This is a genomic window from Streptomyces sp. NPDC001407, assembly GCF_042895325.1.
Lineage (GTDB): Bacteria > Actinomycetota > Actinomycetes > Streptomycetales > Streptomycetaceae > Streptomyces.
The window spans coordinates 14,566-39,969 of the sequence record NZ_JBIAWF010000042.1 but is presented as its reverse complement, the minus strand read 5'-3'; the positions used below and the strand labels follow the sequence as shown (position 1 = coordinate 39,969).

The following is a 25,404-nucleotide window of genomic DNA, read 5'->3' as shown; positions in this document are numbered from 1 at the left end:
CCGCGCCGGGGCGGGTATCGCGACACGGACGCGGTGGGGGGGGCGGCCCGGGGCGGGGGGGGGGGGGTTGGGGGGGGGGGGGGGGGGGGCGCCCCGGGGGGGGGGGGGGCCCGCCGGGGGGGGGGGGGGGGGGGGGGGGCCGCGTGGGGGGAGGGGACGCGCGCGACGGCGAAGGGCGCCGCCGGAGCCGTTGTCCGGCCGCGCCCTTCGCCGTCGCGCAGCAGGGGAGTTGGGGCTGGCGGGTGGGTAGTCACCGCACCTGCGCCCCGGGCATCCTCGATCCGACAGGCGCGGGGAAGGGAATCGGGTGGAGTTCGTCTTCGAGTGCGGGTGGTGCGGTGGGGACAACTACTTCGTGGGCAAGCAGGTCGGCTGGTGGGTCGACAAGTGGGAGGTCCCCTCGGAGTGGGACTGTCGCTTCTGCGACGGACTCAACTACACCCCCGACCCACCCTGGACAGAGGCGTAGTCAGAGGCTGGAGAGCAGTCCGGCGATCGAGGCGAGGCCGCTGTTAATGGTCGGGGCCAGGCCGGTCCCGGCGAGGGTGAAGCCGAACAGCGTGCAGGCCAGCATGGAGCCGACGCGGACGTATCCGCCCTTGAGCAGGACGAAGACGATGATGCCCAGCAGCACGGCGGCGGAGAGGGAAAGGGCCACGGCGGTGATGCTCCTTCGCGGGGTCGGGTGGGGCCGACCGTGCTCGAGCAGGCTGGCCCCAGGGATGTGCGGATGAGGGTGGTCAGGCGTCGGTGAGGCTCTTGATGGCCTCCAACGCCTGGCGGGGAGAGGCGACCTGCTCGGAACGGCGACCACCGCCCTTGGAGCCGCGCCCGTTTCCGCCCTTGCCGCCTCCGCCGCCGCGCCGGCGGGACCGGCCCTCGCCCTCGTCGTCCTCGTCGGGCTCGGGCCAGAACTCGCCGGGCCGCACGGGCTCGTTCCAGTCGAACCACAGGCCGCGCTTCTCCAGCTCGCTGATCTCGTAGTCGGTAAGCCGGTTGACCTCGTCGGGGAACAGCTCGGAGAGGTCGGTGTCGAAGTCCGCGTACAGCGACCGCATGAGCACGGCGCGGCCATTGTCGAGGACGATGACCGCGACGCCGCCGGTGGAGACGCCGTTCTCCGGGTCGGCCTCGCCTCGCATGGCCCGCTCGATCGCGGAACCCTCACTGCGGGAGTAGCGGGCCGGGATGGTCGGCACGTCGTAGGCGTTCTCCATGGTGCCCTCCGCCGCCTTGCGGGTGGCGCCGGGCGAACCCATGTTGAAGATCACGGGCCTGCTGTTCTGCCGCAGGTTGTCCTTCATCTCCGTGGAGAACCCGTTGTGCGCGAACGGGCTCTGCCCGGCCGGGTTGAAGCCGATGCCGTACTTCAGCCCGGTGACCGTGAGGTCCTCGCCGTCCTTCTGGATGAACTCGCCGAAGTCCGCGTCCTGAGCCGCGGTCATGAACTCATCCCCGTACACGTTCAGCTGCCGGTAGGGGCAGCGCGGGTCGCCCGGCTTGTAGTCGTGCGGCTGGCCGTCGTGCGGCCAGGGCATATCGGCGCGGATCTCGCACAGTGCCTTCGCTGCCCGCAGCGAGCGGGCCATCCACAGTGCGTTCGAGCCCTGCCGGTCGATGTACCGGCCGAGCACGGTGGTCTTCTCGTCCTTGCGGACGGTGGACAGCCACACGACCTGGCCGTCCAGGGACTGGGCAGCCATGTGGATCGCGAAGAACTGCGTCTTGCCCGACCGGCTGACCCCGAGGGTGAGGCCGTGGGCCGGGGCGTTCTTGTCGTGCTGGTACACCATGGTCTTCACCGGCTGGCCGGTGATGGTGAACCCGCACACGTACATGCCCTTGGCGTCCGGGGTGAGCAGCTCGCGGGTGGCGGGGAAGACCGCGCTCAGCGGGGGCTCGTCGAAGGCGCTGATGAGGAATTCGCTGCCGTCGATGAGGACGAACACGCAGGAGTCGTCCTCCTGGATGCCCAGGCCGCGGCAGACCTTGGCCAGGTCGATGCGCGGGGTCTCGGTGGGGTCGGCCATCTTTGCCCGGTAGAAGGTCACGCCGCGCTCGTTGTCCCGTGTCCGGTGGACCAGGACGGAGCCGGGGGCGCCGCCCTTGGGCCCGGCGATACGGTCCACCCAGCGCTCGGCGTCGGTCGGCTGGGTGCGGCGCCGGGCGTTGGCCTCGGGGGTGATGCTGGCCTCCATCCAGCCGGGCCCGCCCTGTCGGCCGGGCTGGATCGCGACGTCCGCGAGCGCGACATCGCTGGCGGAGACGCCGAAGGCGGCGCCGACGACGTCGGGGGAGAGGCCGGTGATCGGCCGTCCGGTCTCCGAGGCGCGCAGCAGCAGGGTGAGGTCGTGCCGCATGCCGGGGTGTCGGGTGGCCTTGACGATGTGGGTGCGGGCGGGCATCCCGGCGCGCTCCCACAGCATCCGTGCCTGGCGGGTGAGCTGGTCGGCACCGTCGTCCGGCTGCGCCACGGTCGGCTCCGGCTCGGGCGCCGGCTGGAGCTGGGGGGCCGGGGCGGCGAGTGCGGGGCGGTGGTTGCGGCGGGTGTGCCGGGAGTACGGCAGCACGAAGGAGCCGACTGCGGCCCATCCGGCGGCGAGCAGGGCGTCCAGCCAGTACGGGCCCCAGCCGGGGGTGTGCTTGGCGGCGATGTCGACGGCGGCGGCCAGGACGAGCGGGGACCAGCGCAGGATCTTGCGTCCGGCGCCGGGCTTGTCGCTCTTGGCGGCCAGGACCGAGCCGACGATCCCGGCGGCGCCGGCGATCTGCACGACGGTGTTGACGGGGCTGTCGGGATAGGCGTTCGGGGCCACGGCCAGCACGGGCGCGGCGAGGGTGTAGGCGAGGCGTTCGAGCGCGACACTGCGCGGCGTGGTCACCGGTTTCTCCTTCGGGAACGGGCACGGGCGGCCCCGCAGATTTCTGCGGGGCCGCCCGTGGCGGGTGGGTGGGGGAGGGGTCAGCGGTTGAAGAACCCGGCCCTGGGGGTCTTCTCGGGCCGGTTGGAGCGGATGTCGTCCAGGGCGCCGTAGAGCGTGGAGTGGGTGCGCCGGGCCTGGTGCGTGAGGTCGGCGGTCTCCTGGGCGGTGTCGGACAGTTTCCGGACCTCTCGGGCGGCGCCGACCAGGGCGAGGGCGACGTTGCTGGTCAGGGCGACGAACTTCGGGTCCAGGTCGGCGTTGGCGATGTCGGTGGCGACGTTGTCGGTGTGGTCGGCGTTGGCCTGCATGCTGCGGCGCAGTCCCTCAAGGTCGAGGGTGGCGTCGTCCATGGCCTTGGCGAGCTTGTTCAGCTTGGCCTGGACGGCCTTGTACCGGTTGTCGTCGTCGGCCGGGACGGGTGCCGCGCTGGTGGTGCGGGGTGCGAGGTCGCTGCTCATCAGCGGGTTTCCTCCGGGGTGTTAGTCGTGGTGAGCGGCGGCCGAGGCGTGCTTGAGGCCGGCGTCTTCCTTGGCGTTCATGTCCTGGCCGTAGATGCGGGCGACCATCGTGGCCGCGATCCTGGCGGCCTCCCGGGCGATGCCGCACTGCTCGGCACACCGTTCGGCCTGCGCCTTCATGCGGGCCGCGGAGTCGGCGAGGTCCGCGATCAGGTCGGTGACCGCGGTGGAGATGTTGTGGTCGCCTACCAGGTCGGCGGCCATCTCCCGCAGGGCGTCGGCGACCTTGCCCAGCGCCTCCGCCAGGGCCTCCGCGCGTTCCCGGTCGGAGGCGGTCTTGATGGCGATGTTGGCCATCTCCATCAGGTACTGATCGAACGTGATGTCCGTGCGGTGCTGGGCGCCAAGGCCGCTGTGCCCGGACGGCCTGTTGACTTCCGAGCTGCTCACGCTGCTCCCTTCCGTACGGGGCCGGCTGGTGCCGGGCCGCTGGGTGTGCTTCTCCGGCGCGGGCGGCAGGCCCTTGGCGCCGGTCGTCACGGCCGCGGGCTCGTCGGGGACGATGACGGCGTCCTCGATGTCGTCCTCGGCCTTGCCGTCGGTGTGAGGCGGGCGGGTGGGCCGGTCGGGCCACTCCACCGTCGGGGTGGAGTCCTCCGTGCCGAACGGGCTGTCCGACGGCCGGCCGCGCCGCCCTGTACGACCAGTACGCCCACGCCCGGTCCGGCCGGTGCGGCGGGCGCGTCCACGCCGTCCGGCCCGGCCCGCGCCGCCGGTGCGCCGACGCCGGAACCGGCGCCGCTTCTTCGAGCCGTCGGACGGCCCGTCACCAGCCTTGGACTCCTTGCCCGGCTCATCGGCCGCGCCGCCCTTGGCGGTCTTCTCGCCCTTGCCGTCGGTGCCCTTGTCCTTGGCGTCCTTGTCCTTGGACAGGTTCACCTTCTCGGTGCCGGCCTTGCCGTCCTTGGCGTTCGCCTCGGCACGGCGCTTGTCCCAGCGCCGCTGGGCTTCCTCGGCTACGGCCTGGCCCAAGGTGGTGCGGCCTGGTGTGGTCGACGCTGCGGCTTCCCGCTTCGCCTTCCGCGCCGCGTCCCGTTCCTGCCGCTTCGCGCGGCGGTCCTCCCAGTCCTTTTGCCGGTTGGCGCGGGCCTGGTCACGGTCCTTGGTCCGGTCGGCCATACCGGCGGCGTGCCCGGCGGTGCGCCGCTCCTGCCGCGCGGCCTGCCGGGCCCCGGCCCGTTCCTGACGGCCGCGGGCCCGCTCGGCACGGGCGCTGGACGCCGGACCGTGCTGCGCCCGGCCACCGCCGTCGCCCTTCGAACTGCCGCTCCTGCCGGAACCGCCAGAACCCGTGTGGGAGCCTCTCGAGCCCCCGGACGACCCGTTGCGCCCGGAACCGGCTGCGCGGCTGCCAGAGGGCCGGTCAGAGCCCTTCGCGGCACCCTTGCCGCCTCCGCCGCCCCCGGTGGATCCGGACCCCGAACGCCCACTAGGGCTAGCGGAGTTGGAGCCGCGCGACGACCCCGGCCGGTTCGGCCCGGGGCTCGAGGTGTTGCCGCGGGACGGGCCGTTGCCGCCCCCGCCGCGCGAGGACCCGCCCCCGCCGCCGGCCTTTGAGCGGCCCTTGTCCGCCCCCATGCCGGAGCTGGACGACCTCGTGCGGTCGGCGCCGGCCTTCCCGCGCGCTGCCGCCTTGTCGCCCTTCGCTTTCATCATCGCGGCGTGGAGCTTTCCGTTCTGCTCCATCATCGCGGTTTCCTGCGCGGTGCGGGCCTCCAGCAGCGCGGCCTTCCGTGCTATTTCAGCCTCACGGAAAGGCGCTTCGCTTTCATGAAGCGCCCGCGACCTTTCCAGCCGGAATTCCAGCCAGTCACCGAGACGGTCAGCGAGAGAACGAGGCTGGATATATTCGCCTTCCTCGTATTCTCCTTCCTCTTCTCCGGTTTCCGGTGCCGTATTTCCATCCGAATGCAGCGCCATTGCCGGGTCCGGTGCGGCCGGGATCGGCGGCAATTGCATTGTCGTCTCTTCCGGTGACTCCGGCGGAGCCTCCGGGGTGTTATCCGGCGGTCGGATGGTGTCGGCGAAATTCGGAATCGGCGGCGGTGCGTACGAGGAATCACCGCTCCAGGGGCCGCGGACCAGGTTTCCGCTGCCGGTCTCGTCGGGCTCGTCCGACATGGTGCACCTCCCTCCAGGGACTTGACAGAGCGTGGGGTCTCGTGTGCACGCGCGTGCACGTGCACGTGTGCACGCTTTACGCGCGCGAGGCCCCGCCGGAGCCCGGCGGGGCCTTCGTTGGTGACGGTCAGTTACGCGGGTCGTGCTGCTCCAGCACCTGCTGCGCGTACTGCATGAGGTGGTTCCACAGCCGCGCGTCGCCCTCGGCCCGCTTGTCCACCGCGAGCTTGAACAGGCGGCACACGCTGGTGAATCCGGGAATGACGTCGTCGCGTCCGGCTTTGACGTCCTTGGTGATTCGGGATCGAGTAACGCGGAGCCAGAATTCCATCCGGCCGATCTCGCCGCGACTTTCGATCGCCTTGCGCTCCTCGTCCTTCAGCCAGTCGTTCCGCCCTTGAATGGAGCGTTCGACGCTGGTGAGGGGGCGCGTCACGCCGACTCCCTGTTACCCAGGTCGTAAATCGACGCAGGACCACTGTAGCCGGAATTCTGGTTCTGCGCACCCTGCTGCGGCGGGTTGGGCGCGGCCTGGAGCGGCTGCGGGTTCTTCTTCCGCTGCCTTTCCAGCTCCTTTTCCTTCCTGTCCCGGGCCGTATTGACAACGGCCTCGTCGTGGGCGCGGCGCTTGTAGGCGCTCTTTTCCAGGCCCTCGGTGAGGTTTTTCAGGTTCTTGAGCACGGTTCCGAGGGCCTTTTCGACGGGCATCGCGCGCAGCCTCGCGTGGTACCAGCGGTCGCCCTCCACGTGCGTCTCGCGCAGGTGGACGCGGGTCTCGATCGCCAGGGTCTCCAGGTTCTTGCCGATGTCCAGCAGGACCCGCTGAACGTCGGCCATGTAGCGGGCGGTTGCCTCCGGGCTCTGCGCGACGTCGCGCAGGGGGGAGTAGTTCGGGTCGTTGCTGTTCACGGCGGGGATTCCTCCTGGTGTACTGGGGGATCTGGGACTGCTTCCGGCAGTCGCAGCGAGGGCCAGCCCGATACCCGCGGGCTGGCCTTCACTGGTGGTGCCGGGACTCTGGATCGCGGCTGGGCGTCGGAGCCGACCCGGCCGTTGGGCCTCCCGGAGTGGGATGCGGTCGGCTCTGCTCACCTCGGGACGAGGTACTTGTCCGCGTCGGCCGGGCGGAGCAGGCCGGCTTCCTGCAGCAGCCGCACCGCGCGGTCGCGGTTGACGCGGAGCTCGGTCCGGACACGGCTCACGTTGACGAAGCCGTCCTCCTCGCGGGGCAGTTCGCGCACGCTCTTGATCAGCGTGGCGTCGTCCCGTGCGGGTGCCGTCGTACCAGTACGGCTGCTCGTACGGTCCGTGGTGCTGGTACGGCGGGACTGGCTCGTACGGGCGTCGGCTCCTTGGTCCGGGACGGGCGGGCTCGTGCGGACGTCGGTGTCCGTACGGGCCGTACCGGTACGGGCCGCCGGGGTCTTGCTCGTACGGTCCGGGGGGTACGGGCTGTACGCCGGGGCTACTTGTACGGCGCTAGTACGGTCGCTGTCCGTGCTGGTCAGGGCCGCGCCGGGGGCGTCGCTAGGACGGGCTTCGCTGCTTGTACGGGCAGCGGGCGTACAAGCAGGGCCGGAGAGCTCGGGGGCGGCGTCCGTACCAGCCGGTGTGCCGTACAGGGGCGTACCAGTAGCTCCCGTACCTCCTTCCTCCGTACGGTCGGAGACCGGCGCCGAACCTGTACGAGGCTCCGTACCGGCGTGGGTTTCGTCGTCCGCGCCGGTACGGTCGGGCGCGCTGTGGTGCATCAGGGAGTGGACCCGCCAGATGACCACGACGAAGATCAGCACCACGTAGGTGGTCAGCGGCCAGGGCGCCGGGTGGCCCGGCTCTCCGACGCCGGCCTGCTCGGCGAGGTGGTAGGTGACGTTCGCGCTCGCCATCAGCAGCAGCGCGGCCGGGATGTCCTTCTTGGTCCGGAAGCTCGTGACGCAGTAGACGTCGAGGCTGACTGGCAGCAGGGGCGCGATCACTTCGTGGATGCCGACCATGCGGGCGAGCCCGAACTCCCCGCTGGCCGCCAGCCCGACACCGGCGGCCAGCGCCACCCATGGGGCCAGCTGCCAAACCCGCTCGCCAGCACTGTGGCGCACCGCCTGCCACCGGGACGCCTTCTGCTTGGCCTCCTTCGCCTCGGCCAGCATCCGCTGCGCCCGGGACTCATCGGCCTGAGCGCGTCGGGTGATGGCTTCGGCCTTGCTCTTGGCCTCCTTGACGACGCGCTCGGCCTCCTTCTCCGCGGCCTCACGCAGTTGCTGCGGGACGGCGGCCGCTTCCCGGCGCAGGCGCTCCCGCTGCGCTTCGCAGGCCCGCTTCAGCTCGGCGAGCTCGCTGTTGAGGGTGGTGCGCTTGGTCTCGGCCTCCTGGTCGAACTTCTCCCGCAGATCGCGCAGTTCCGTGCGCAGGGCCGCGCGGGCGTTCTCCGCTTCGGTGTGGAGAGTGGTCGCGGCCTGCTCGGCTTCCCGGCGGCGGGAGTCGGCGGCCGCGACCGCGTCGCGGTAGAGCTGCTCGCCCTCCGCCCGGCGCGCGTCGTACTGCTCGGCCGCCGCAGTGGCGAGCGCGGCGATGCGCGTGCGGGCCACCTCCAGCTCTTGCTGCGCGGCGGCCACGAGGTCCTCGGCCTGCTGCTGCGCGCGTGCCAGGATCTCGCCGGCCTCCTCTCGGCGCTGCTGGACGAGACGGGAGAGCTCGGCGAGGTCGTCCTCGGCCAGCTTGCGCAGTTCGGCGACAGCGGTGCGGGTCGCGTCCTGGTCCTCGGCGGCCAGGGCGGTGAGCTCCTCGACCCGGGCCCGGGCGGCGGCGATGAGGCTGTCGGCACGCTCACGGGCCTCGGCCAGCGTCCGCTCCGCCTCGCCCCGGGCTTCGGCCAGTTCCTTCTCCAGGCCGTCGCGGCGAGTCTCCGCCTGCTGGTCGGCCTGGGCGGTGAGGGACTCGGCCTGGGCCCGTGCCGCGTCGAGGAGTTCCTCGATGTGGCGGTGGGTCTCGGCGAGGTGCCGCTCGGCGTCGCTCTCGGCCTGCTGCTGCAGGTCGGCGGCCGCCGACCGAGCAGCATCAACGACGGCCTGGGCCTCGCGGGCGGTCTCGTCCAGCAGATGCTGGGCGAGGTGATGCGCGAGGTCGGCCTGGTCGGCGGCACGGTCCCGGGCGTCGGCCGCCCTCTGGAGCGCCGCAGTCTGCAGAGCGTCGGCTTCCTCGCGGGCCAGGTCCAGGATGTCGGCGGCGCGGTCGCGGGCGTCGGCGTCCCGCTCGGCGCTGCTCTTCTGGAGGACCGTGGCCGTCTCGCGCGCGCTGTCGAGCAGGTCGGCGGCGCGGTCGCGTCGGTCGGCGACCTGAGCATCAGCCTCGGGCCGCCCGGTGGCCACCGGCACCGGCTGTGTGGCCGGTACGGGGTCGGGCCGCTTCGGCGTCGCGGCCGAGGTCTTTGTCGGCGCCTTCTTCCTCTGGTTGCGGGTACGGGTCGCGGTGCGCGCGGCCATCGCCTTCCTCGTCTCTTCGGTCACGGACACGGCCCGCACCGGTTGTTGCCGGTGCGGGCCGCGGAGGGGGAGTGGGGTCAGGGGAGTTCGGGCCGCCGGGTGGTGGTCGCCGTGTGCTGGGTGAGCCACGCGACGGCGGCCGCCGTCATGCCCCCGACGTCGCCGTCGGTCTTCAGCGGGGCGGTGTCGATGTCGCGCATCGCGTCGACGGGCGGCAGCAGCCGCATGTAGTCGCCCTGCGCTCCGCGGATCCAGCCGCCCGTCACCGGGACAAGGTCGTAGCGGACGCCGCTGGTGTAGTTGATGGTGCCGTCGATGCGACAGACGATGGTGTGGCCCGGCTCGCCGCGCCAGAACTTGGCCGGGTCGCGGTACAGCACGTAGTCATCGACCTTGAACGTGGTGGCCGTGGTGGTGGCCTGGGTGGAGAAGGTCATCCGTAGCTCCTCGTCGCATACGTGCCGGACTGTCCGGCTCCCAGTCACCGCCCGTCCCGGCCGCCGGCGGTGGGCGGTCGGGACGGGCGGATCAGGCAGCCGTCAGGCCGCGACCTCGAAGGTCCGGTGCGGGGCGATGACCTGGCCGTCGGGGAGCAGCTCGCCGGTGTCCTCGAAAAGGAGGACACCGTTGCACAGCAGGCTCCATCCCTGCTCCGGGCGGCCGACGATGGTGTGCGCGGCCTCCCGGTCCGGGCTGGCGGCCGTCGGGCACTTCGGGGTGTGCGTGCACAGCGAGTCCGGCAGCCGGGTGGTGCCGGTGGTCGTCGCGGTGTCGAGCTGGGTGATGCTACGCATGAGCTCTCCTACAGGGAGGCCCGGGATGGTCTCCCGGGCTGGAGGCGTGCGAAAGGCCGGCTGCCCGTCCTGCGGGCGACCGGCCTGGTCGAACAGCTTGGTACGGGAGGGAAGCGGGGTTTCGTCTGTCCCGCGCTGCGGGTCAGCCTCGCAGCTCCTTCTGCTTGGCGAGGTAGGCGTCCTGGAGCCGGGTGAACGACTCGTACAGACGCTGGCCGTCGCCGCACCGCGCGTTCGGCGAGCACCTGGTGCAGGTCTCACCGTGCGCGCGGCTGGCGGCCTCGGCCTTCATGTAGCGGTCGTACGGGGAATCAGCCATGGACGCGGCGGCCGAAGTCGTGCTGCTCGTTCGTCCGGCGGACCGCGTCTTCCAGGCGCTTCTGATCGTCGTCCGTCATGCCGTCGCCGCCCGCGCCCGGTTGCGGGCGGCGCGGCGCTTCATCGCCCGCCGCTCGTCCTCGGACAGGCCGCCCCACACACCGTCGTCCTGTCCGGATTCCAGCGCCCACTGGAGGCACTGCTCCATGACCGGGCAGCGGCGGCAGACGGCCTTGGCCTCTTCGATCTGCAGGAGCGCCGGGCCGGTGTTGCCGATCGGGAAGAACAGCTCGGGGTCCTCTTCGCGGCAGGTCGCGTTGTGGCGCCAGTCCATGGCGATCACTTCCCCTGCCGGACTCGGCGCAGGGCCTCGTCCATGTTCGGGTCGGAGTCGTCTTCGTGCTGTGCGATGCTGTGCTGCATCAGGCCCTCCAGACAGGTCCTGGACAGCCCCGGGGGCCGAATCCCTGGGGCTGTCGCGTTCACTCCCCAATTGGGGAGTCGGCCGCTGTACGAGCAGCCACGGCGCTGGCCTCCCCGGTCACGGGGTGGCCAGCGCCGTGGTCGTTCGTGCGGAGGCGGGTCAGCGCGCCGGGCGCTGGGGGTGCAGCGTGGTCAGCGGAACCTGCAGGCCGCCCAGCGGCGCGTCACCGGCGGGCAGTTGCGCGCGCCGGGTGTCGGTCTCGCGGACCGCCGACTCGGTCGACGCCCACTTCATCTCGCGCAGCAGCCACAGGGGTCGGCCGTCGCCGGGCTCATCATCCGTCGTCGCCGTCTGCTTCTGGGCGGCGATCTGGCTGACGGCCGGGGCGGGCGCGACCTTCGGCTTGCGCAGCACGTTGGTCGGGCGGCGGGACGACGTCTCCTTGTCGGCGTCGGCCAGGGCCTGGCGCCACTCGGTGATCGTCATGTCCCACTCGATGCGGCGGTTGCTGCCACGGCAGTGGATCGCGGCGGCCACGCCAGCCTTGCCGGTGTGGTGCGGCACCAGCTTCTGGACCTTGCTCTGCATACCGGTGATCGGACACCAGGTCCCGCAGTCCTTGCAGACGAGGACGGCCTTGAGCGGCTGACGAAGGTCGATGTGCGAGGGCGGGAGCTGGGAGAGCTTGAGGGCCGGGCGGCTGCTGGCCCGCTTCGTGCGAGTCCGGCGGGGGCGTTCCTTGGCGGCGGGCATCGCGGACGTGATGGCCATGGGTATCTCCTCGTATGCGAAGGGGGGAGAAGGGAGTGCGTCGCGGTGCTCTCTCCGTCCGCCAGGCCACGCGGGTGATCCCGGCGCCCTGGCGGACGGACAGCGCATAGCGCTGCGATGTGCAGTAGAGAGTCGAGATCCCGGGGATTTGGTGGTGCCATCAACCCGGCCCCCTCTTGCGAGGCGGACGACTTCCTACGGTCTTGCGGTGGTGCTCACTCGGTGCTCCCGAAGGATCGCCGAGATCTTACCTACATCAGGTTGCCTCAGGTACCCTCAGGTGTCAAGCGGTATAGTGAGGGAACCAGATGGAACCGAAGGAGGCGAAGGCACATGACCGGGCCACCCCGAGCCGACAATCGGCCGCCGTACGCGCGCATCGCGGGCCACTACCGCGACCTGATCAGCTCCGGGGAACTCTCGCCGGGCGACCTCCTGCCCAGCATCAAGACGCTGGCCACCGAGTGGGAGGTCAGCACGGCCACTGCGGACCGGGCAATGCGACTGCTGCGCGAAGAGAAGCTCGTGCAAGGCATCCCGGGCGTCGGCACCGAGGTGATGGCACGCCCCATCTCGCTGTCCTCCGGGGCGGAGCGCCACGACCGCAGCAGCAGGACACAGTCGTCGTGGGGCGTCGGCGAGAAGTCGTCCGGCCACACCGCCGGCATAGTCGACGCTCCCGAGGACGTCGCTCACGTGCTGGGCATTTCGCCTGGCGACGACGTAATTCGCCGCAGCCGTGTCTACCGGGACGCTCACGGCATTGTCTCCCACTCGACGTCTTGGATCCCGGCCGAATTCGCCCGGGTGCTACCGGAGTTGGCCCGGAGCGAGCGACTCAAGGGCGGCTTGTCGCTCGACTTGATTGCTCGGGCTACCGGGCGGCACGTCGTGAAGCGTGTGGATGAGGAGACAGCTCGCATCGCAACAGCGCACGACCTTGAGCTCCTGGAGCTGGAGGCCGACACCGTCGCGGCGATCCTGGTGCTGACCGCGCACTTCCTGGACGCCGACGGCGAACTGCTGGAGTACGGTGTGGACTTGGGCGCCCCCGGTCGCACCCGCAGGAGCACCTCGGAGGTCTTGCGGTGACCGCGCGCGACACCGTTCTCCTGGATGACACCCTCGTCAACTGCCTTGAGCGTCGTCTCGGTGTGCTCCTGCACGCGCAGCGCACCGACACCCTGACTCTGGAAGGACGATTCGAGATCAGCCGCATCTCCGCAGCCTTGTCCGGCCGACCGGGCCCCGCGCCTCGCGTGATCCTCCTGGCGGGTCTGCAGGGATCCGGCAAGACGACCCTCGCCCGCGCCCTGGAGGAGGCTGGCTTCCGGCGCCTCTGCCCTGACGAAGAGATGTTCCGCCGCTACGGCCACTACGGCCGGGACTTTCCCCGCGGGGAGTTCAGGGTCAGGGAGGCGCCCGTACTCAAGGACATCGCCCTTGAGCTCCAGGAGCTCCTGGCGGCCGGACACGACGCGGTGGTCGACCATGGCTTCTGGACTCCGGAAGAGCGGGCCCAATGGACAGCGACCGTGATGGAGGCCGGTGGCGAGCCCATTCTGATCTACTTGCCTGTGCCGCATGAGGTGCGCTGGGACCGGATCCGGAAGCGCAACCAGAACTCGCTGGTCGACGCGAACAGCATCGAGTTCAGCGAGGAGGATCTGCTTCGGCATGCGGGCCGGTTCGTCCCGCCGACCGACGATGAGCCGCACACCGTGTACGACGGTCACCCGGAGAACGTGCTGGCCGAGCTCCGCCGTACACGCCCCTCCACAGATGGCGGTCGACATTGACTCCCACCTCCCACTCGCCGCGCCCGGCGCTCGTTAACCGTCTTGTGGGAGCCATCACACTCGCGGGAGCTGGTTCACAACATCACAGCGCTTTGTCGAAGCTCGTGCGCATCGACGTTCACGGGTTTTCAACATGTACGTACACATGGGATTTGGCGGCTGCAGCCTAGGCTCACGGGCCATGACGACAACCGAGGGGACCAGGGTGGGGAAGCATCGAGCGGGGTGGAGGCCAGACCGTCTGCGAGAGCAGCGGGAGGCACACGGCTTGACCCTGGAGAAGGCTGGCGAGCGCCTCCGTGAAGTTGCCGAGAGGGCCAAGTTGAAGGGCATCCCGGCGGCGAATCCCCAGACCTTGTGGCAGCACGAGCAGGGCGAGGTCTATCCCGGCCCGCACTACCGACGCGCTTACTGCCTCCTCTACCGCGCGACCGAGCCCGACCTCGGCTTCCGGACCGCCCTGCCGGGGGAGGAGACGTCTTTCCAGCTCACGCCGATGGACGACCGTCTCAACGGTGCGCACGTCCTGGCCGTCGAACGGGCGATCCACCGCATCTCGCCGGGTACTGAGGACGCTGGCCACTTCGCTCTGCAACAGCGGATCATCGACGCATGGAAGCGTCGGCACACCGGGGGCGACCCGCACCGTCCGGTCCTGATCCTGGTCGGCGGGTTCGCCGGCAGCGGCAAGACGGAGCTGGCGAGGTTCTTCGTCCAGCTCACCGGATGGCCCCTGCTCGACAAGGACCCGCTCACCCGGCCGCTCGTGGAACGCCTCCTGGTCGCACTGGGCGGCGACCCGAACGACCGGCACACAGAGCTCTACAGGGAGCGTGTCCGGTCGGTGGAGTACGACTGCCTCATGCAGTCAGCCATGGCCAACATCAAGTGCGGCATCAGCACCGTGCTCAGCGCGCCGTTCATCGCGGAGATGACCGACCCGGACTGGATGCAGCGCCTGTCCAACCGCGCCGCGTCCATGGGCGTCGACGTCTTCCCCGTGTGGGTGCGCTGCGATGAGGAGTCAATGCGCGAGTACATCACCTTCCGCTCCGCAGCCCGAGACGCCTGGAAGCTCGCCCGCTGGGACGAGTACATGGCCACGATCGACTTGGACCTGCGCCCGGCGGTGCCGCACTTGGTCGTCGACAACCGGCTGGGCACCGCGGTGACACTCGCGGACCAGGCCCGGCAGGCGATGGGGGCGATGCACGCATGAGCGGACGTCAGGGCGTAATCCTGTACGGCCCGCCGGCGGCGGGCAAGGACACCGTCACCACGGCGCTCACAGAGCTGAGCCCGCGCTACGCGCAGTTCTCGCGGCTCAAAGTCGGGACGGGGAAGTCGGCCGGCTACCGGATGGGCACGGCAGAGCAGCTGCGCGAGCTGGAGGCCGCGGGCGGAGTCGTCTATGCGAACAGCCGGTACGGCAACACGTACGTCATCGACGTGCCCGGCCTGGACGCAGCGTTCTCGGCCAAGGTGCCGGTAGTGCACCTCGGGCAGGTCGACGGCATCCGGGCCCTGATCGACGGCTACCCGGCGGACTGGTCGGTCGTGCTGCTGTGGTGCCCACGCGAGGCGACCGCAGAGCGGTCCGCGGGCCGGGGCGACAGCGACACCACGGCGCGGCTGGCTGCGTGGGATGCGACCCGGGAGGACCTGGACGCGCACCCGGGCACAGTCTGGGACCTGACCGTGGACACCACGGCGGCGTCGCCGCAGGAAGCGGCGTGGCTCATCGACCAGCTGCTGGTGCAACGGGCGGGAGCGGCGACGGCATGAGCGCGGGCTACGGCTGGGAGAGTCGGTCCAGGGCGTCGGTGAGCGTGAGCTCGCCGTCGTCCTTGGCGTCGTCCCACCGTGCCAGTGTGGACGCGGCCGCGCGCAGCATCTCCGGCGGGAGGCCGGCGGCCGCGAGCGTGTCGGCGGCTTCCTCCAACTCCGGTCCCCACCGCCAGGCGCGCGCGGCGGTCTTGGCGACGTACTGCGGCTCAGAGAGGTACGAGTCGGTGCGCTTCGAGGCGACCTCGATGAGCTCCTGGTCGACGCCGTACTCACGCGCCATCCCGACTGCGAGCGCCACCAGGACCCGCGACGTCTTCTGGAACGACGCGTATGCCAGCTTCAGCGCGGACGCCTTCCCGACCTCCGTGCCCAGCACCGCCGTCCGGACGGCGGTGCCCGCGAACAACGCCTCGATGCGCTCGGTCGCGGTGACCGCGCCGGACAGGTACAGCGTCGGCGTCTTGCCGCCGAGGGGCGGGGAGCCGACGACGCCGCCGTCCACGACGGTCGCGTCCGGTTCGAGCAGCGCGGCGATCCGCTGCGCCCGCTCGGGGCTGATGGCGTTCGCTTCGACGTACACCCCGGCGAAGCCGTGCCCGGCGACGTCGCGGGCCAAGTCCTCTGCGGCGGCCGGCGGGCAGAGGCTGATGACGATGTCACTTCGGTCCACCAGTTCGGGCAGCGTAGCCACGGCCGTCAGGCCGAACCGCGCGGCGCGCGCCGCGGACGCTGCGCTGCGCCCGGCCTCACACCACACGATCGAGGCCCCGTTGGTGGCGGCGCAGGCGGCGACGGCGGCGCCCATGCTGCCGGGGTGGAGGATGCCGACGGTCGGCTGGTCCACGGTGCTACTCCGGGGTCTCGTTGAGCAGGATGGCGATGGCGTCGGTGACGTCGTCGACAATGTGGTGCGCAGCGGGAAGTCCGTCCGCCCAGGGTCGGCCGCGCAGCCAGATGGTGCGCAGGCCGGCTCGGTGTCCGCCGACGACGTCCTCGGGCTTGTCGCCGATCATCCAGCCACCGTCCGCGAGGTTCACGTTGCAGCGGGAGGCCGCGAGTTCGAAGAGGCGCGGGTCCGGCTTGCGGATCTCCAGGTCGCCCGAGACCGCGACGCCGTCGACCAGGTCGGCGAGGCCGGTCGCGGTAAGTTTCGCGCGCTGGATGTCGCCGGCCCCGTTGGTGACGATGCCGATCGTCCATCCGGACGCTCGCAGACGAGCCAGTCCCTCGAGGACTTCAGGGCGGCAGGCGCTGGCGGCCGCCATGAGGCCGACGTACTCGCACCACAGCTGCTCCGCGGACACCTCCAGGCCGAAGGCGTCGCGCAGCCGGGCGAAGTCGGCGGCGTTCGCGCGGTCGACCAGCTCGGTGCGCAGCCACTGTTCGGCATCTGGCGGGAGAACATGGGCGCGGCACAGGGCGGTCACGGCGTCGCTGAGTGCCGACTGCCGGTCGGCCAGCGTGCCGTCCAGATCGAAGAACGCGAGGCGGGACACGGGCACGGAGCCTATCGGGCATCGGATGGACCGCAGTTCACGGTGACAGCTTCTCCCATCCGGCGATCGCATCGTGTATCTTTCAGAGAATCATCGATCTTGAAAGGCTGCGCCGTGACCGACCCGGACCGCTTGAAGCGGGTCGACGCCCTGCTGGACGACGTCCTGCCGCCGCCACCCGTGCGCGCGAAGCTGCGCCTCGCGGCCGGCCTCACGCAGCAGGAAGTCGCGGAGGCCGTGGGCGTGAAGCGCCTCGCCGTAGCCCGCTGGGAGCTGGGCCAGACCCATCCCCGACGTCCTCACCGGGCGGCCTATCTGCATTTCCTCAACCGCCTCGCGGAGCGGTATCCGGAGGCCGCGAAGGCGGATGAGGGCATGCCGACGCCAGCCTCCGAAGGGGGGTCGGGATGACCTAGCGGTCATCGGCCGCGCGCGCCGAGAAGCGGACTAACCACCCGCTGGCCTCGCGCGGCCCGTCTGCCGACCGGGTTAACCACCCGTGTCGGCTGCTCAGATCCCAGTTCGTAGCTGGTTCTGAGCTGCGGCTTACCGAGCCGCTCATTTCCAACCGGCCCCTAACCAGGGCCACTTGCACCACCGGCCACTAACCAAGGCCACCACAGCCGTAGCAGTACCGATCCGCATCACCCGCGGGCCCCCACCACAGGGGCTTCGCGGTTCAGCAGAGACCAAGAGGGAGGAGAAATCTCCCCCCGCCCGATCGGTGTCCGCCCTCTTCTCACGAGGGGGGCGGCACCTGACACATCCGCACATCTGGTTCGTCCGGGCCCGAGGGCTCGGGGCGGTCCAGCTATATGGAGAGCAGGTCGTTTCTCATAGTGCCCGAGAGTGGTGTCCCCTGTCAGCTTGGCTCTGTCCGTTTCACCCCGGTTCGAGACCCCCGCGCTTCCCGCGTGTCGGGATTCGCACACCCCGTTTGTCCTGTTCACGGCATTAATCACGAAGATTCCTGGGGCCGGAGTGTCACACGGCCTCCGATTGCCTTCCTGGCGATCGCCGGGGGTGCGCTGCTGTCCGGCTGTGCTCATCTCGCCGTTGTCCACAGCGCGGGGGCCGGACGCCGGGCTCTGTCCACAGGTGATCTGGTCCAGGGTCGCCGGATGGTTCGTGTTCAGTCCTCTCTTCGGGCGGGCCGGTGAGCGCCGTGGCGGCGTCGGCCGCCGTGATGCTGCCTGCTCCGCGCCCGGCCGTCGACGACGCCGACGTGATCGCCGTGCTGCCGGTGCTGTTCGTGCCGGAGGCGTCGCAGTGGCTGTCGACGTCGTCGGGCCGGATCGCGGGCGACGGCTACTCCTGGATGCAGGCGGTCCACTGGGTCGCCGGGTCCGGGCTGTACGAGCCGCGACGGCACCGGTCGCACGGCCCGCGCTCCTTCGGGCCGACGACCGTGCGCGTCGCCCAGGAGCTCGCAGCGCTGTTCCCGTGCCGCCCGGGGATCGAGTACCTGGTGCGCCGCACCGGCCTGTCCGAGCGGTCGGTGGAGTACCACCTGGGGATGCTGCGGGAGGCCGGGCTGCTCGCGTACATCGTGCGGGGCACCCGGGTGCGTGGTGAGTCGGCACAGGCCAGCGAGTTCGCGCGGATGATCCCGCTCGAGTTCGACGTCGCGCTGGGGATCCGCACGGTGCAGCGGGATGAGGACGCCCCGGCGTACACGCGGGCAGTGTCCGGGATCGCGGAAACCGGCCGGGAGCTGATGGCGAAGCTGGCGCGCAAGGCGGCCCGGAAGGTGCGCAGGCCGCGCTCGAAGACGTCGTCGAAGGCCCCGGCGGGAGGTGCCCGCAGGGGTGCTGAACGGGGTGCTGTGACGGCTGTTTCCGGTGAGGCCCGTTGCACCCCAATGCAGGTCGGTACCTCAGCTGTCTCCTCTGCGGGTACTACTTCCCTTCCCCCCGAGAGCAAGCTCGCCAGCGGGGAAGCCAAGTCCCCCACCCCGAAGAAGTCCAGCGGCAAGGCCAGCGGTCGCCGGAAGCTGAACGCCGTGGGTCGCCGCTTCCAGCTAGCCCGTGAGCTGACCCGGGAGCTGGACTGGCTGCGCGGCTGCTCGGTGCCCCGGCTCGCCTGGGTGGCCCGGGGCGTGGCCGATGCCGGATGGACCGTGACCGACGTGAAGGGCTGGCTGCACCTGCGCGGCGAGGCGGCCCGGGTCCGCCGGGGCTCCGGTCTGCTCGCCGTGCTGCTGGCCGGTGCGGAGACGATCCTCGACACCCCCGAGAAGCGGGCCGACGCCGTCGAGCAGTGGCGCGGCGCCCAGGAGGCCGCCCGGCGTCACCGGATCCAGCAGGTCCGCGCCCGCACCGAGCGGTACGAGGGCGACTGGGACGCGCCGTCCAGCCGCGCGGTCCGGCGTGAGGTGGAGGCCGCGTTCGCCCAGGTCAGGGAGGCTGCGAACGGCGGCCGCCAGGGCCAGGAGGACGTCGTCGACGACCAGGTGGCCGGGCTGGAGCCGAGCGAGGAGGAGCTTGGCGCGCTGCGCGCCAGGGCCGCGGGCGAGCTGATGCGGGGCGAGACGACGCTGATCACCTCCCTGGACCCGGAGACGGCGCTGACCGTCTTCGGCGAGCGCCTGGTGCGCCGCGCCCACCAGCTCGAGAGCGGCTCCCGCAGCTCGCTGATGACCTACGGACACCGGTAGGAGGGCCGACGTGACCGAGCAGACCACCACCACCGACCAGACCGGCAGCAGCGACGGTTCCCCGGAGCTGTCCGGCCTCGACCTCGCCCGCATCGCTCTGCAGCAGGCCCGGCTGGCCGCGAAGAACAACGGCGCCAGCGAGGCCCGCGCCCCGCGCCGCCGCCGTCCCACCGCCGTGAAGCGGGACGGGCGCGAGCCCAGCGGATTCGCCGCCGTGCTGGCCGGGCTGATGACCGACCGGGCCTGGGAGCTCCCGGCCACCGGCGGCAGCATCCTGGACCACTGGCCCGACATCGCGGCCACCATCGCCCCGAACCTGCCGCACCACGTCGCGGCCGTCGCGTTCCACCCGGAGACCGGGCAGCTGGACCTGCGCCCGGACTCGCCCGCGTACGGCACCCAGCTCCGGCTGCTCAGCGCCCGCATCGTCGCCGCGGCGAACGAGGCGGCCGGTACGCAGGCGGTCCGCAGCATCCGGGTCCTGCCCGTCGGCGCCGTGTCCCAGGAGCACACGGTGCAGTCCGCCCCGGAGGCCCCGGCTGCTTCGGAGGCGCCGGTGAAGACCAGGGAGACGACCTCGCCCGGCTACAAGGCGGCGCTCGCCGCGCACCGGTCGGTCGCGCCCGCACGGCGGGTCGACCCGGGGATCGCGGCGGCGGTGGAGCGGCAGACCGCCGCGATGCGCGAGCTCAGCCGCCGGGCGTTCCCCGACGCCGAGCCTGCCGACGTGCCGGCTCCGCTCGAGGCGGTCCGTCTCCAGCGTCGGCGCCAGGCCGCGGCCACGGAGGCGGCCGCCCTCAGGCGGGCCCGTGCCGAGCGTGCCGCTCGACGGTCCGGCACGGCGGCCGTGGTCGCCCAGCGTGCTCCGCTGCGGTCTACGGCCTGAAGCGGACGGCGCCGTCGGCCGCATCTCCGAGGCCGGACGGGCGGGGTACGGCCCTGTGCGGGCGCGATATCGTGGGGGCCTGATGACCGCCGCTTTTCATGATCTGGCAGGAGAGCCCCGCGTGGCCGAGGACCCCATCGCCCAGAGCGAGATCGCCGCTCTCACCCGCCGCTACGAGCAGGCGCAGGAGACGACGGAGCGCGAGTTCGGGATCGTCAAGTCCGACCTCACCGCTTTGCGGCTCCAGGTGGGCAACCTCGACCAGAAGGTCGGCAACCTGGACGGGAAGGTCGGCAAGCTCGACCAGAAGGTGGGCGGCCTGGAGGAGAAGGTCGACGCCTTGTCGGAGAAGATCGACCGCAACCAGGCGAAGATCGTCGAGTTGCTGAGTGCTCTGGTCGGCAAGTCTCCGGACGCCAGCTGATCATTCTGAAATTGGGCTCGGACTCCCGTGACGGGGATCCGAGCCCTTTCTCGTGCCCGCGTGAGATCACGGGCGGATTCGGCCGGTGTGGGTGCGGCGGGTGCGGACGAGGTCCTGCCAGCGGGCACGTACGGCGCCGTGGCTGGTCAGCCAGCGGACGTGGGGGGAAGGCGGGCGGGTGATGCCTCCCATGGCGGCGGCGATGTCCGTGAAGTACGCGAAGTCGCCGCCAGCAGTGAGGCCGTTCAGCCGTTCGACGGTGGCAGCCAGGTCGTCGCCGTCGTCGCGGACGGCGTGGTGGAAGGCAAGGCCGAGTTCCAGGAACCGGATCAGGTAGGGGAGCCCGGCGTTGTCGATGTCGGCACGCAGGTGCTGGGCGCGGTCGGTGACGCCGTCGCCTCCGGCGTCCTTGATCAGGGCGACGATGTGGGCGAGGAGGGTGTTGGCGCGCTGGTCGAGGCCGTCGAGGAGCTGGTGGGCGAGGGCGAGTTCGTCGTCGGCGCGGTCGGGGTCGGCGAAGGAGACGGCGAGGGCGAGGCGGACCTGCGTCATGGCTCGTTCACCGGCGGCGCCGTGCTGTTCGGCTTCGGTGCGGCCGGCTTCGAAGGCGGCGACGGCCTGGGCGGTGTCGGCGTGGGACCAGTGGATGTCGCCGAGGACGCGGTGGTGGCGGCCTTGCCAGCCCAGGGTGGGGACGGCGGCCAGGGCGGTGGGGAAGTCTCCGGCGAGGCGGGCGAGGTTGGCCAGGCCGCGGCGGGCTTTGGGGGCGAGGCGGCCGCCGGTGTCGGCGACCTGCTGCATGCCGGCGCGGGCGGCGTCGTTCTGGCTGAGGTCCTTGTGGGCCTTGGCCCTGTAGTACAGGGCCATCTCGGTCAGCTCGGCGGGCAGCAGGCCGGTCTCCAGGACGGCGGTGAGACGGTCGGCAGTTTGCTGGCGGTGCTCGCGCTGGCGGCGGGCGAGCGCGGTCAGGAGCTCGGCCACGGCGTCGGCGGGAGTGTCCGGTACCGGACCGGTGGGGGTGGGCAGGGTGAGGGGTTCCCAGACGGAGTCGTCGGTGTAGACGAAGGCGGCGTCGATGAGCCAGCCCAGACCGGTCAGGTGGTGGTCGCGGGCCAGGCGCAGGCCCTGGCGCAGGCAGGCGACGAGGAGCATGCGGCTGGGGGCGAGAGCGGCGGCCTTCGTCCATTGGTCGCCGAGGGCGGCCAGGGCGCGGGTGGCGGCCTGGTGCCAGTCGGCCGGTGTCCAGCGGTCGTCGCTGTGGTCGTCCTCGCGTACGGCGCTGCGTATCGCGCGGTGCAGGTGGTAGGGCCACAGGGCGTAGGGGTTCTCGGTGACCAGCGGCCGCTCGGTCAGGCGCCGGGCGGGGGCCTGGTGGGTGAGGCCGGCCGTTTGGGTGGCGAGGTCGAGGTCGAAGGCGTCCAGCAGGGACACGCTGCGCAGCAGGTGCCGCTCGTCGGGGGTGAGGTCGGAGAGGGTGCGGGCGAGGAGGGCGGGGAAGGTGCAGTCGAAGTCCGCGGGGACGGGGGTGCGGCCGGTGCGGCGGATCTCCAGGAAGCGGCTGACGGCGAGGTCGAGGTGGAGGGGCAGGCCGTGGGAGCGGGTGGTGATCGCGGCGCGGATGTCGGCGCCGATGAGGGGCTGCCCGTCGATGGTGAGGCGGCGGGCGAGATGGTCGTCGCAGTCTTCGGGGGACAGGTCACCGATCAGGTGCTGGCGGCCGGCCTGCCCGGCGGCCCCGGTCTGCGGCACGGCGGCCGCGGGAGCCAGGCCGGGCCAGGCGGTGGGGCCGGTCCAGTCGAGCTGGCCGTGCAGCGCGGGGTCGGCCCACGGCAGCCGGCTGCGGCCGCCGATGACGAAGAAGGTCTGCGGCATGAGCCAGACCAGGCGCTGCAGCAGCCGCTCGAAGTCGCGGTGACGGTCGCCGGTGTCCTCGAAGGTGTCCAGCAGGACCACCGGGGTGAGGGCCTTCTTCGCGGGCAGGCGGCTCAGGTCCCAGGCCAGAAGGTGCGGGTAGTAGGACAGCGCCTCCAGATCCGGCGTGGCCTCCAGCAGAGCCGCGGTCCGCATGGCACCCGCCAGGGCCCGGGCCCGCTGCTGCCGCTCACGCAGAGCCGACACCAGCGCGGAGGTGAGCTGCCCGGCCGCGGAACCGACCAGGCCGGGCAGCTCCAGGGCGGCGGCGACCTCGCCCACCCCGGCCCGCAGCTGCTGCGGCAGTATCTCGGCGAAGCGGCCCGCCAGCCCGGTGCGCCGGATGTACTCCTCCAGCGGCTCGCCGGGGTGGACCTGCTCCCAGTAGTGGCGCAGTGCCACGTCGAAGGAGGGCAGCGTGCGGCCCAGCGCCCCGGCGAGCGCGAGGCGGATCGTCAGGATGACCCGTTCGAAGTCCGAGCCCGTCGACGCGGAGCGGGCCAGGTCGATCCGGATGGGCAAGAGCCGCTGCGCCCAGGTGCGGGCGCCCCACTGGTCAGGGCGGTGTTCGGCGGCGGTCAGGGCGGCTTCGAACTTGCGGAGCAAGGTGGTCTTGCCGACGCCGCCAACGCCGTGGAAGACGATCACATTGGTGCGGGGTGCTTCGAGGTCTTCCACGTCGAAGGCGGTGCCGGTGGTGCGCCGCAGGTGCTCCTCCAGCGCGGTCGCTACCAGAGTCCACTGGTGCTGCCGGTCGGTGAACGCCTCCACGGCGTCGAACGCCGGGTTGTTGGAGCTGAACAGCGCACGCAGGTCGGCCATGGTCCCCCCAATGGTGATCGTCTCGCTCCCAACCTATGACGCACGGCGTGCCGTGGCGGCACTCTGGTGGGGGTGCGGCCCGATAGCCGCCGGTAGTGGACGGGAAATCGACCACCGCCGACAATGATCCTTTTCACCCTTCGAAGGTTGGCCCCCGTGCACGATCCGGCATCCCCCTCCCCGAACTCCTCCGAGTCGGCTGACACGGTCAGCTACGGAGTCGCCTTCGAGACGGTGGGGCGGGTGATCGCCTGGTACAGCCGGGAAATCCTGGCCGAGCGCCGCTCGCCCGACCCCGACACCGCCAGGCTGGAGCGGCTGCTCGCCGAGCACCGGGAGTGCATGCAGGACCAGGCGCGGCTGAAGGAAGCCGGCGGCGAGGAGATGGCCCGGCTCAACGCCCGTTACGCGGCCCGTCTGGAGGAGTTGGGGGCGTAGCCGTACGGGTCGGCCTCGTCCCGGGGCAGCGGGAGAGCGGCTACTGCGGCGGGTCCAGGAAGCCGTCGCGGCCGCAGTTGCTCGGGCATCAGCGGTCGCGCCAGGCGGGCGATGTCTTCCACGTCACGGCGGTAGTGCGGCAGCGCGGCGCGCAGGCGGCGATGGACCGCCCAGAATCGTGCCGCCTCTTGGGCCGTGTAGGGGCGGGTCTGCTCGGCGAGCAGGGCCTGTACCGCGCTCGCCGGCCGGGCCCAGGAACCGCTCTGGGTGCGGTCGTTGCGGTAGAGGACGGTGCCGTCGCGCCTCCACACCATCACCGAGTCGGCCACCGCCATCTGCTCGGCCGCCTCCACCGCACCGGCGAGGGCCGCGAAGTGGCGGTCATGCCCGGAGACAGTGGTGAACCGGCCGGGAACGCCGAGCAGGCTCACCTCGGCGTAGCGGGCCGCGGTGCCCTGCCGTGAGTCCGCCGCCCGCACGGCCAGGACCACCAGTTCGACCCGGTAGCCCGCCCGCCGGTAGAGCATCGCGTCCTCGACGAAAGCGGCCGCGCTGCCGGGGGCGATCTCGATGACGACGTCACCATGCCGCTGGCGTACGTACGCTTCGGCCATCGCCTGCCAGGCCCGGTAGTCGGCCCGGATCCGGACGCTGGCCGTACGGGGTTCCTCCTTGAGTAACGTCAGGTAGTCCGGGTGCTGGGCCTTGAAGTCGTCGCCGCTGATCCGGGTCGGCCGTCCCCGCAGGGCCCGGCGCAGCATCGGGGTCAGGCTGGTCTTGCCGGAGCCGGGCTGGCCCATCACGTACACCGCGACGGGCCGCTCCTGTGGCGTGATGCCCGCCAGCAGGGACGGTGCGATCAGCTCGTCGAAGATCCAGCGGTGTTCCTCGGCGGAGAGCCGGTGGTAGTCGGTGCCGGGTGCTTCCCGCCGGGCCTGCGCGGTGCGCCGCAGTGGCTCTGCGAGGGCGGCGGCGCGCTCGGCGTCGCGCCGCACGGCCAGTGACCAGTCCTCGGGCAGCCGCGCATCGTGCGCGCGCCGGTCGGCATCGGCGAGCTGGCGGCGGAAGACACCGGTCTCCGCCGCGCTCCACGGGCGTGAGCGCTCGGCCAGCAGCGCCTCGCGCGCCCCTTCCGGGAGGCGCCACCGGCCGCCGGGCGTGAGGTCGTTGGCGTACAGGACTTCGCCGGCGCGCCGGACGACGACGACCCGGTCGGCCAGGCGCCCGGCCTCGAGGTCCGCGAGCACGTCGGGCAGCGCGGCCGCGCAGGCGTCGTGGTTGTCCCACCCCACGTACCGGGCCCGGCCCTCTTCGGCCAGGCGCAGGTACCGGTCCAGGACACCGAGCTGGGACACGGCCTCAGGCACCGCCAGGGCGACCACCTCGATTCGGTAGCCGGCCTTGCGGTAGACGGCCACCGTGGCGAGCCACGACGCGGGGTCGGCCAGGGCCTCCTCCACCACCACGTCGTACCGGCCCGCGCGGGCCCGGGCTTCGACCTCGGCCTGCCAGCGGTAGGTCTCCGGCCGCACCCGCACACCGGCCGTCCGTACGTCCTCCACCAGGAAGCCGGAGTAGTGCGGGTGGACGGCCTTGTAGGTGTCCCGGTCCACCCTCACCGCACCGCCCCGCTGTTCAAGGGCGGCGTGCACCAGGTCCATCACCAGCGTCTTGCCACTGCCGGCCTGTCCGAGAACGAACACCACCACCGGGTGCTCCTGCGTCACCGCGCCCGCCGTCAGCCCGGGCACGATCACCTCGGCGATCACCTCGCCGTACTTCTCCACCGACGTCTCCCGGCCGTGTTCGAGATCAATAGGTCCGATCCGGTACGG

At 71.6% G+C, this 25,404-nt stretch carries 27 protein-coding genes; 11 read left to right on the top strand and 16 right to left on the bottom strand.

Annotated features, from left to right (window positions below):
• Window positions 1–307 precede the first annotated feature (307 nt).
• Complete coding sequence (locus ACFY1P_RS33895) at window positions 308–469, top strand: hypothetical protein (protein ID WP_390752838.1); 162 nt, start codon at window positions 308–310, stop codon at window positions 467–469.
• Here the strand turns inward: ACFY1P_RS33895 and ACFY1P_RS33890 are convergent, their stop codons facing one another.
• The 4 genes from ACFY1P_RS33890 to ACFY1P_RS33875 all read right to left on the bottom strand — a co-directional run bounded on the left by ACFY1P_RS33890 (window position 470) and on the right by ACFY1P_RS33875 (window position 4,561).
• Complete coding sequence (locus ACFY1P_RS33890; RefSeq protein ID WP_390752837.1) at window positions 470–658, bottom strand: hypothetical protein; 189 nt, start codon at window positions 656–658, stop codon at window positions 470–472.
• An 82-nt stretch (window positions 659–740) separates the two neighbouring features.
• Window positions 741–2,882 (bottom strand): chromosome segregation protein ParM, encoded by a 2,142-nt coding sequence (locus tag ACFY1P_RS33885; protein WP_390752836.1) that lies wholly within the window; start codon window positions 2,880–2,882, stop codon window positions 741–743.
• 80 nt (window positions 2,883–2,962) lie between these two features.
• Window positions 2,963–3,382, bottom strand: coding sequence for a conjugal transfer protein TraB (locus tag ACFY1P_RS33880; RefSeq protein ID WP_390752835.1), 420 nt, complete (start codon window positions 3,380–3,382; stop codon window positions 2,963–2,965).
• 21 nt (window positions 3,383–3,403) lie between these two features.
• Window positions 3,404–4,561, bottom strand: coding sequence for an ATP/GTP-binding protein (locus tag ACFY1P_RS33875; RefSeq protein ID WP_390752834.1), 1,158 nt, complete (start codon window positions 4,559–4,561; stop codon window positions 3,404–3,406).
• Window positions 4,562–5,018: 457 nt separating this feature from the next.
• Here ACFY1P_RS33875 and ACFY1P_RS33870 point away from each other — a divergent pair, with 457 nt between their 5' ends.
• Window positions 5,019–5,216, top strand: a complete 198-nt coding sequence (locus ACFY1P_RS33870) for a hypothetical protein (RefSeq protein ID WP_390752833.1) — start codon at window positions 5,019–5,021, stop codon at window positions 5,214–5,216.
• A 474-nt stretch (window positions 5,217–5,690) separates the two neighbouring features.
• On the opposite strand, the gene ACFY1P_RS33865 is transcribed toward ACFY1P_RS33870, so the two are convergent.
• The 8 genes from ACFY1P_RS33865 to ACFY1P_RS33830 all read right to left on the bottom strand — a co-directional run bounded on the left by ACFY1P_RS33865 (window position 5,691) and on the right by ACFY1P_RS33830 (window position 11,349).
• Complete coding sequence (locus tag ACFY1P_RS33865; protein ID WP_390752832.1) at window positions 5,691–5,999, bottom strand: hypothetical protein; 309 nt, start codon at window positions 5,997–5,999, stop codon at window positions 5,691–5,693.
• Window positions 5,996–6,472, bottom strand: a complete 477-nt coding sequence (locus tag ACFY1P_RS33860) for a hypothetical protein (protein ID WP_390752831.1) — start codon at window positions 6,470–6,472, stop codon at window positions 5,996–5,998. Before ACFY1P_RS33860 ends, ACFY1P_RS33865 begins: the two co-directional genes overlap by 4 nt.
• A gap of 179 nt (window positions 6,473–6,651) precedes the next feature.
• Window positions 6,652–9,072 carry a hypothetical protein gene (locus tag ACFY1P_RS33855; RefSeq protein WP_390752830.1) on the bottom strand — a complete coding sequence of 807 codons (2,421 nt, stop codon included), beginning with the start codon at window positions 9,070–9,072 and terminating at the stop codon, window positions 6,652–6,654.
• A 47-nt stretch (window positions 9,073–9,119) separates the two neighbouring features.
• Window positions 9,120–9,479, bottom strand: coding sequence for a hypothetical protein (locus ACFY1P_RS33850; RefSeq protein ID WP_390752829.1), 360 nt, complete (start codon window positions 9,477–9,479; stop codon window positions 9,120–9,122).
• Window positions 9,480–9,581: 102 nt separating this feature from the next.
• Entirely contained in the window at window positions 9,582–9,773 is a 192-nt protein-coding gene (locus tag ACFY1P_RS33845; protein ID WP_390752840.1) for a DUF5999 family protein, read from the bottom strand.
• 205 nt (window positions 9,774–9,978) lie between these two features.
• A complete protein-coding gene (locus tag ACFY1P_RS33840; RefSeq protein ID WP_390752828.1) occupies window positions 9,979–10,155 on the bottom strand; it encodes a hypothetical protein in 177 nt (58 codons plus the stop codon).
• A gap of 75 nt (window positions 10,156–10,230) precedes the next feature.
• Complete coding sequence (locus ACFY1P_RS33835; RefSeq protein WP_390752827.1) at window positions 10,231–10,488, bottom strand: WhiB family transcriptional regulator; 258 nt, start codon at window positions 10,486–10,488, stop codon at window positions 10,231–10,233.
• Window positions 10,489–10,737: 249 nt separating this feature from the next.
• Window positions 10,738–11,349, bottom strand: a complete 612-nt coding sequence (locus tag ACFY1P_RS33830; RefSeq protein ID WP_390752826.1) for a hypothetical protein — start codon at window positions 11,347–11,349, stop codon at window positions 10,738–10,740.
• 333 nt (window positions 11,350–11,682) lie between these two features.
• Between ACFY1P_RS33830 and ACFY1P_RS33825 the strand changes: the two genes are divergently transcribed.
• The 4 genes from ACFY1P_RS33825 to ACFY1P_RS33810 all read left to right on the top strand — a co-directional run bounded on the left by ACFY1P_RS33825 (window position 11,683) and on the right by ACFY1P_RS33810 (window position 14,933).
• Complete coding sequence (locus ACFY1P_RS33825; protein ID WP_390752825.1) at window positions 11,683–12,441, top strand: GntR family transcriptional regulator; 759 nt, start codon at window positions 11,683–11,685, stop codon at window positions 12,439–12,441.
• Complete coding sequence (locus tag ACFY1P_RS33820) at window positions 12,438–13,148, top strand: AAA family ATPase (RefSeq protein WP_390752824.1); 711 nt, start codon at window positions 12,438–12,440, stop codon at window positions 13,146–13,148. The genes ACFY1P_RS33825 and ACFY1P_RS33820 overlap by 4 nt, the downstream gene beginning before the upstream one ends.
• 181 nt (window positions 13,149–13,329) lie before the next feature.
• Entirely contained in the window at window positions 13,330–14,367 is a 1,038-nt protein-coding gene (locus ACFY1P_RS33815; RefSeq protein WP_390752823.1) for an AAA family ATPase, read from the top strand.
• On the top strand, window positions 14,364–14,933 hold the full coding sequence (locus tag ACFY1P_RS33810; RefSeq protein ID WP_390752822.1) for a guanylate kinase: 570 nt from the start codon (window positions 14,364–14,366) through the stop codon (window positions 14,931–14,933). The genes ACFY1P_RS33815 and ACFY1P_RS33810 overlap by 4 nt, the downstream gene beginning before the upstream one ends.
• 7 nt (window positions 14,934–14,940) lie before the next feature.
• Here ACFY1P_RS33810 and ACFY1P_RS33805 read toward each other — a convergent pair whose 3' ends face one another.
• The gene (locus tag ACFY1P_RS33805) at window positions 14,941–15,780 is read right to left on the bottom strand and encodes a DUF1932 domain-containing protein (RefSeq protein ID WP_390752821.1); all 840 of its coding nucleotides are present in this window, start codon (window positions 15,778–15,780) and stop codon (window positions 14,941–14,943) included.
• Between the two features lie 4 nt (window positions 15,781–15,784).
• Entirely contained in the window at window positions 15,785–16,432 is a 648-nt protein-coding gene (locus ACFY1P_RS33800) for an HAD family hydrolase (RefSeq protein ID WP_390752820.1), read from the bottom strand.
• A 114-nt stretch (window positions 16,433–16,546) separates the two neighbouring features.
• Here ACFY1P_RS33800 and ACFY1P_RS33795 point away from each other — a divergent pair, with 114 nt between their 5' ends.
• The 4 genes from ACFY1P_RS33795 (at window position 16,547) to ACFY1P_RS33780 (ending at window position 20,398) form a co-directional block, all read left to right on the top strand.
• Window positions 16,547–16,843 (top strand): helix-turn-helix transcriptional regulator, encoded by a 297-nt coding sequence (locus tag ACFY1P_RS33795; protein WP_390752819.1) that lies wholly within the window; start codon window positions 16,547–16,549, stop codon window positions 16,841–16,843.
• A gap of 775 nt (window positions 16,844–17,618) precedes the next feature.
• Window positions 17,619–19,088, top strand: coding sequence for a transcriptional regulator (locus tag ACFY1P_RS33790; RefSeq protein WP_390752839.1), 1,470 nt, complete (start codon window positions 17,619–17,621; stop codon window positions 19,086–19,088).
• 10 nt (window positions 19,089–19,098) lie between these two features.
• Complete coding sequence (locus tag ACFY1P_RS33785) at window positions 19,099–19,974, top strand: DciA family protein (RefSeq protein WP_390752818.1); 876 nt, start codon at window positions 19,099–19,101, stop codon at window positions 19,972–19,974.
• Between the two features lie 121 nt (window positions 19,975–20,095).
• Complete coding sequence (locus ACFY1P_RS33780; RefSeq protein ID WP_390752817.1) at window positions 20,096–20,398, top strand: hypothetical protein; 303 nt, start codon at window positions 20,096–20,098, stop codon at window positions 20,396–20,398.
• Between the two features lie 66 nt (window positions 20,399–20,464).
• Here the strand turns inward: ACFY1P_RS33780 and ACFY1P_RS33775 are convergent, their stop codons facing one another.
• Complete coding sequence (locus tag ACFY1P_RS33775) at window positions 20,465–23,131, bottom strand: ATP/GTP-binding protein (RefSeq protein WP_390752816.1); 2,667 nt, start codon at window positions 23,129–23,131, stop codon at window positions 20,465–20,467.
• Window positions 23,132–23,287: 156 nt separating this feature from the next.
• Between ACFY1P_RS33775 and ACFY1P_RS33770 the strand changes: the two genes are divergently transcribed.
• Window positions 23,288–23,569, top strand: a complete 282-nt coding sequence (locus tag ACFY1P_RS33770; protein WP_390752815.1) for a hypothetical protein — start codon at window positions 23,288–23,290, stop codon at window positions 23,567–23,569.
• Here ACFY1P_RS33770 and ACFY1P_RS33765 read toward each other — a convergent pair.
• Window positions 23,536–25,356 (bottom strand): zeta toxin family protein, encoded by a 1,821-nt coding sequence (locus ACFY1P_RS33765; protein ID WP_390752814.1) that lies wholly within the window; start codon window positions 25,354–25,356, stop codon window positions 23,536–23,538. The two genes, ACFY1P_RS33770 and ACFY1P_RS33765, sit on opposite strands and share 34 nt — an antisense overlap.
• Window positions 25,357–25,404 lie beyond the last annotated feature (48 nt).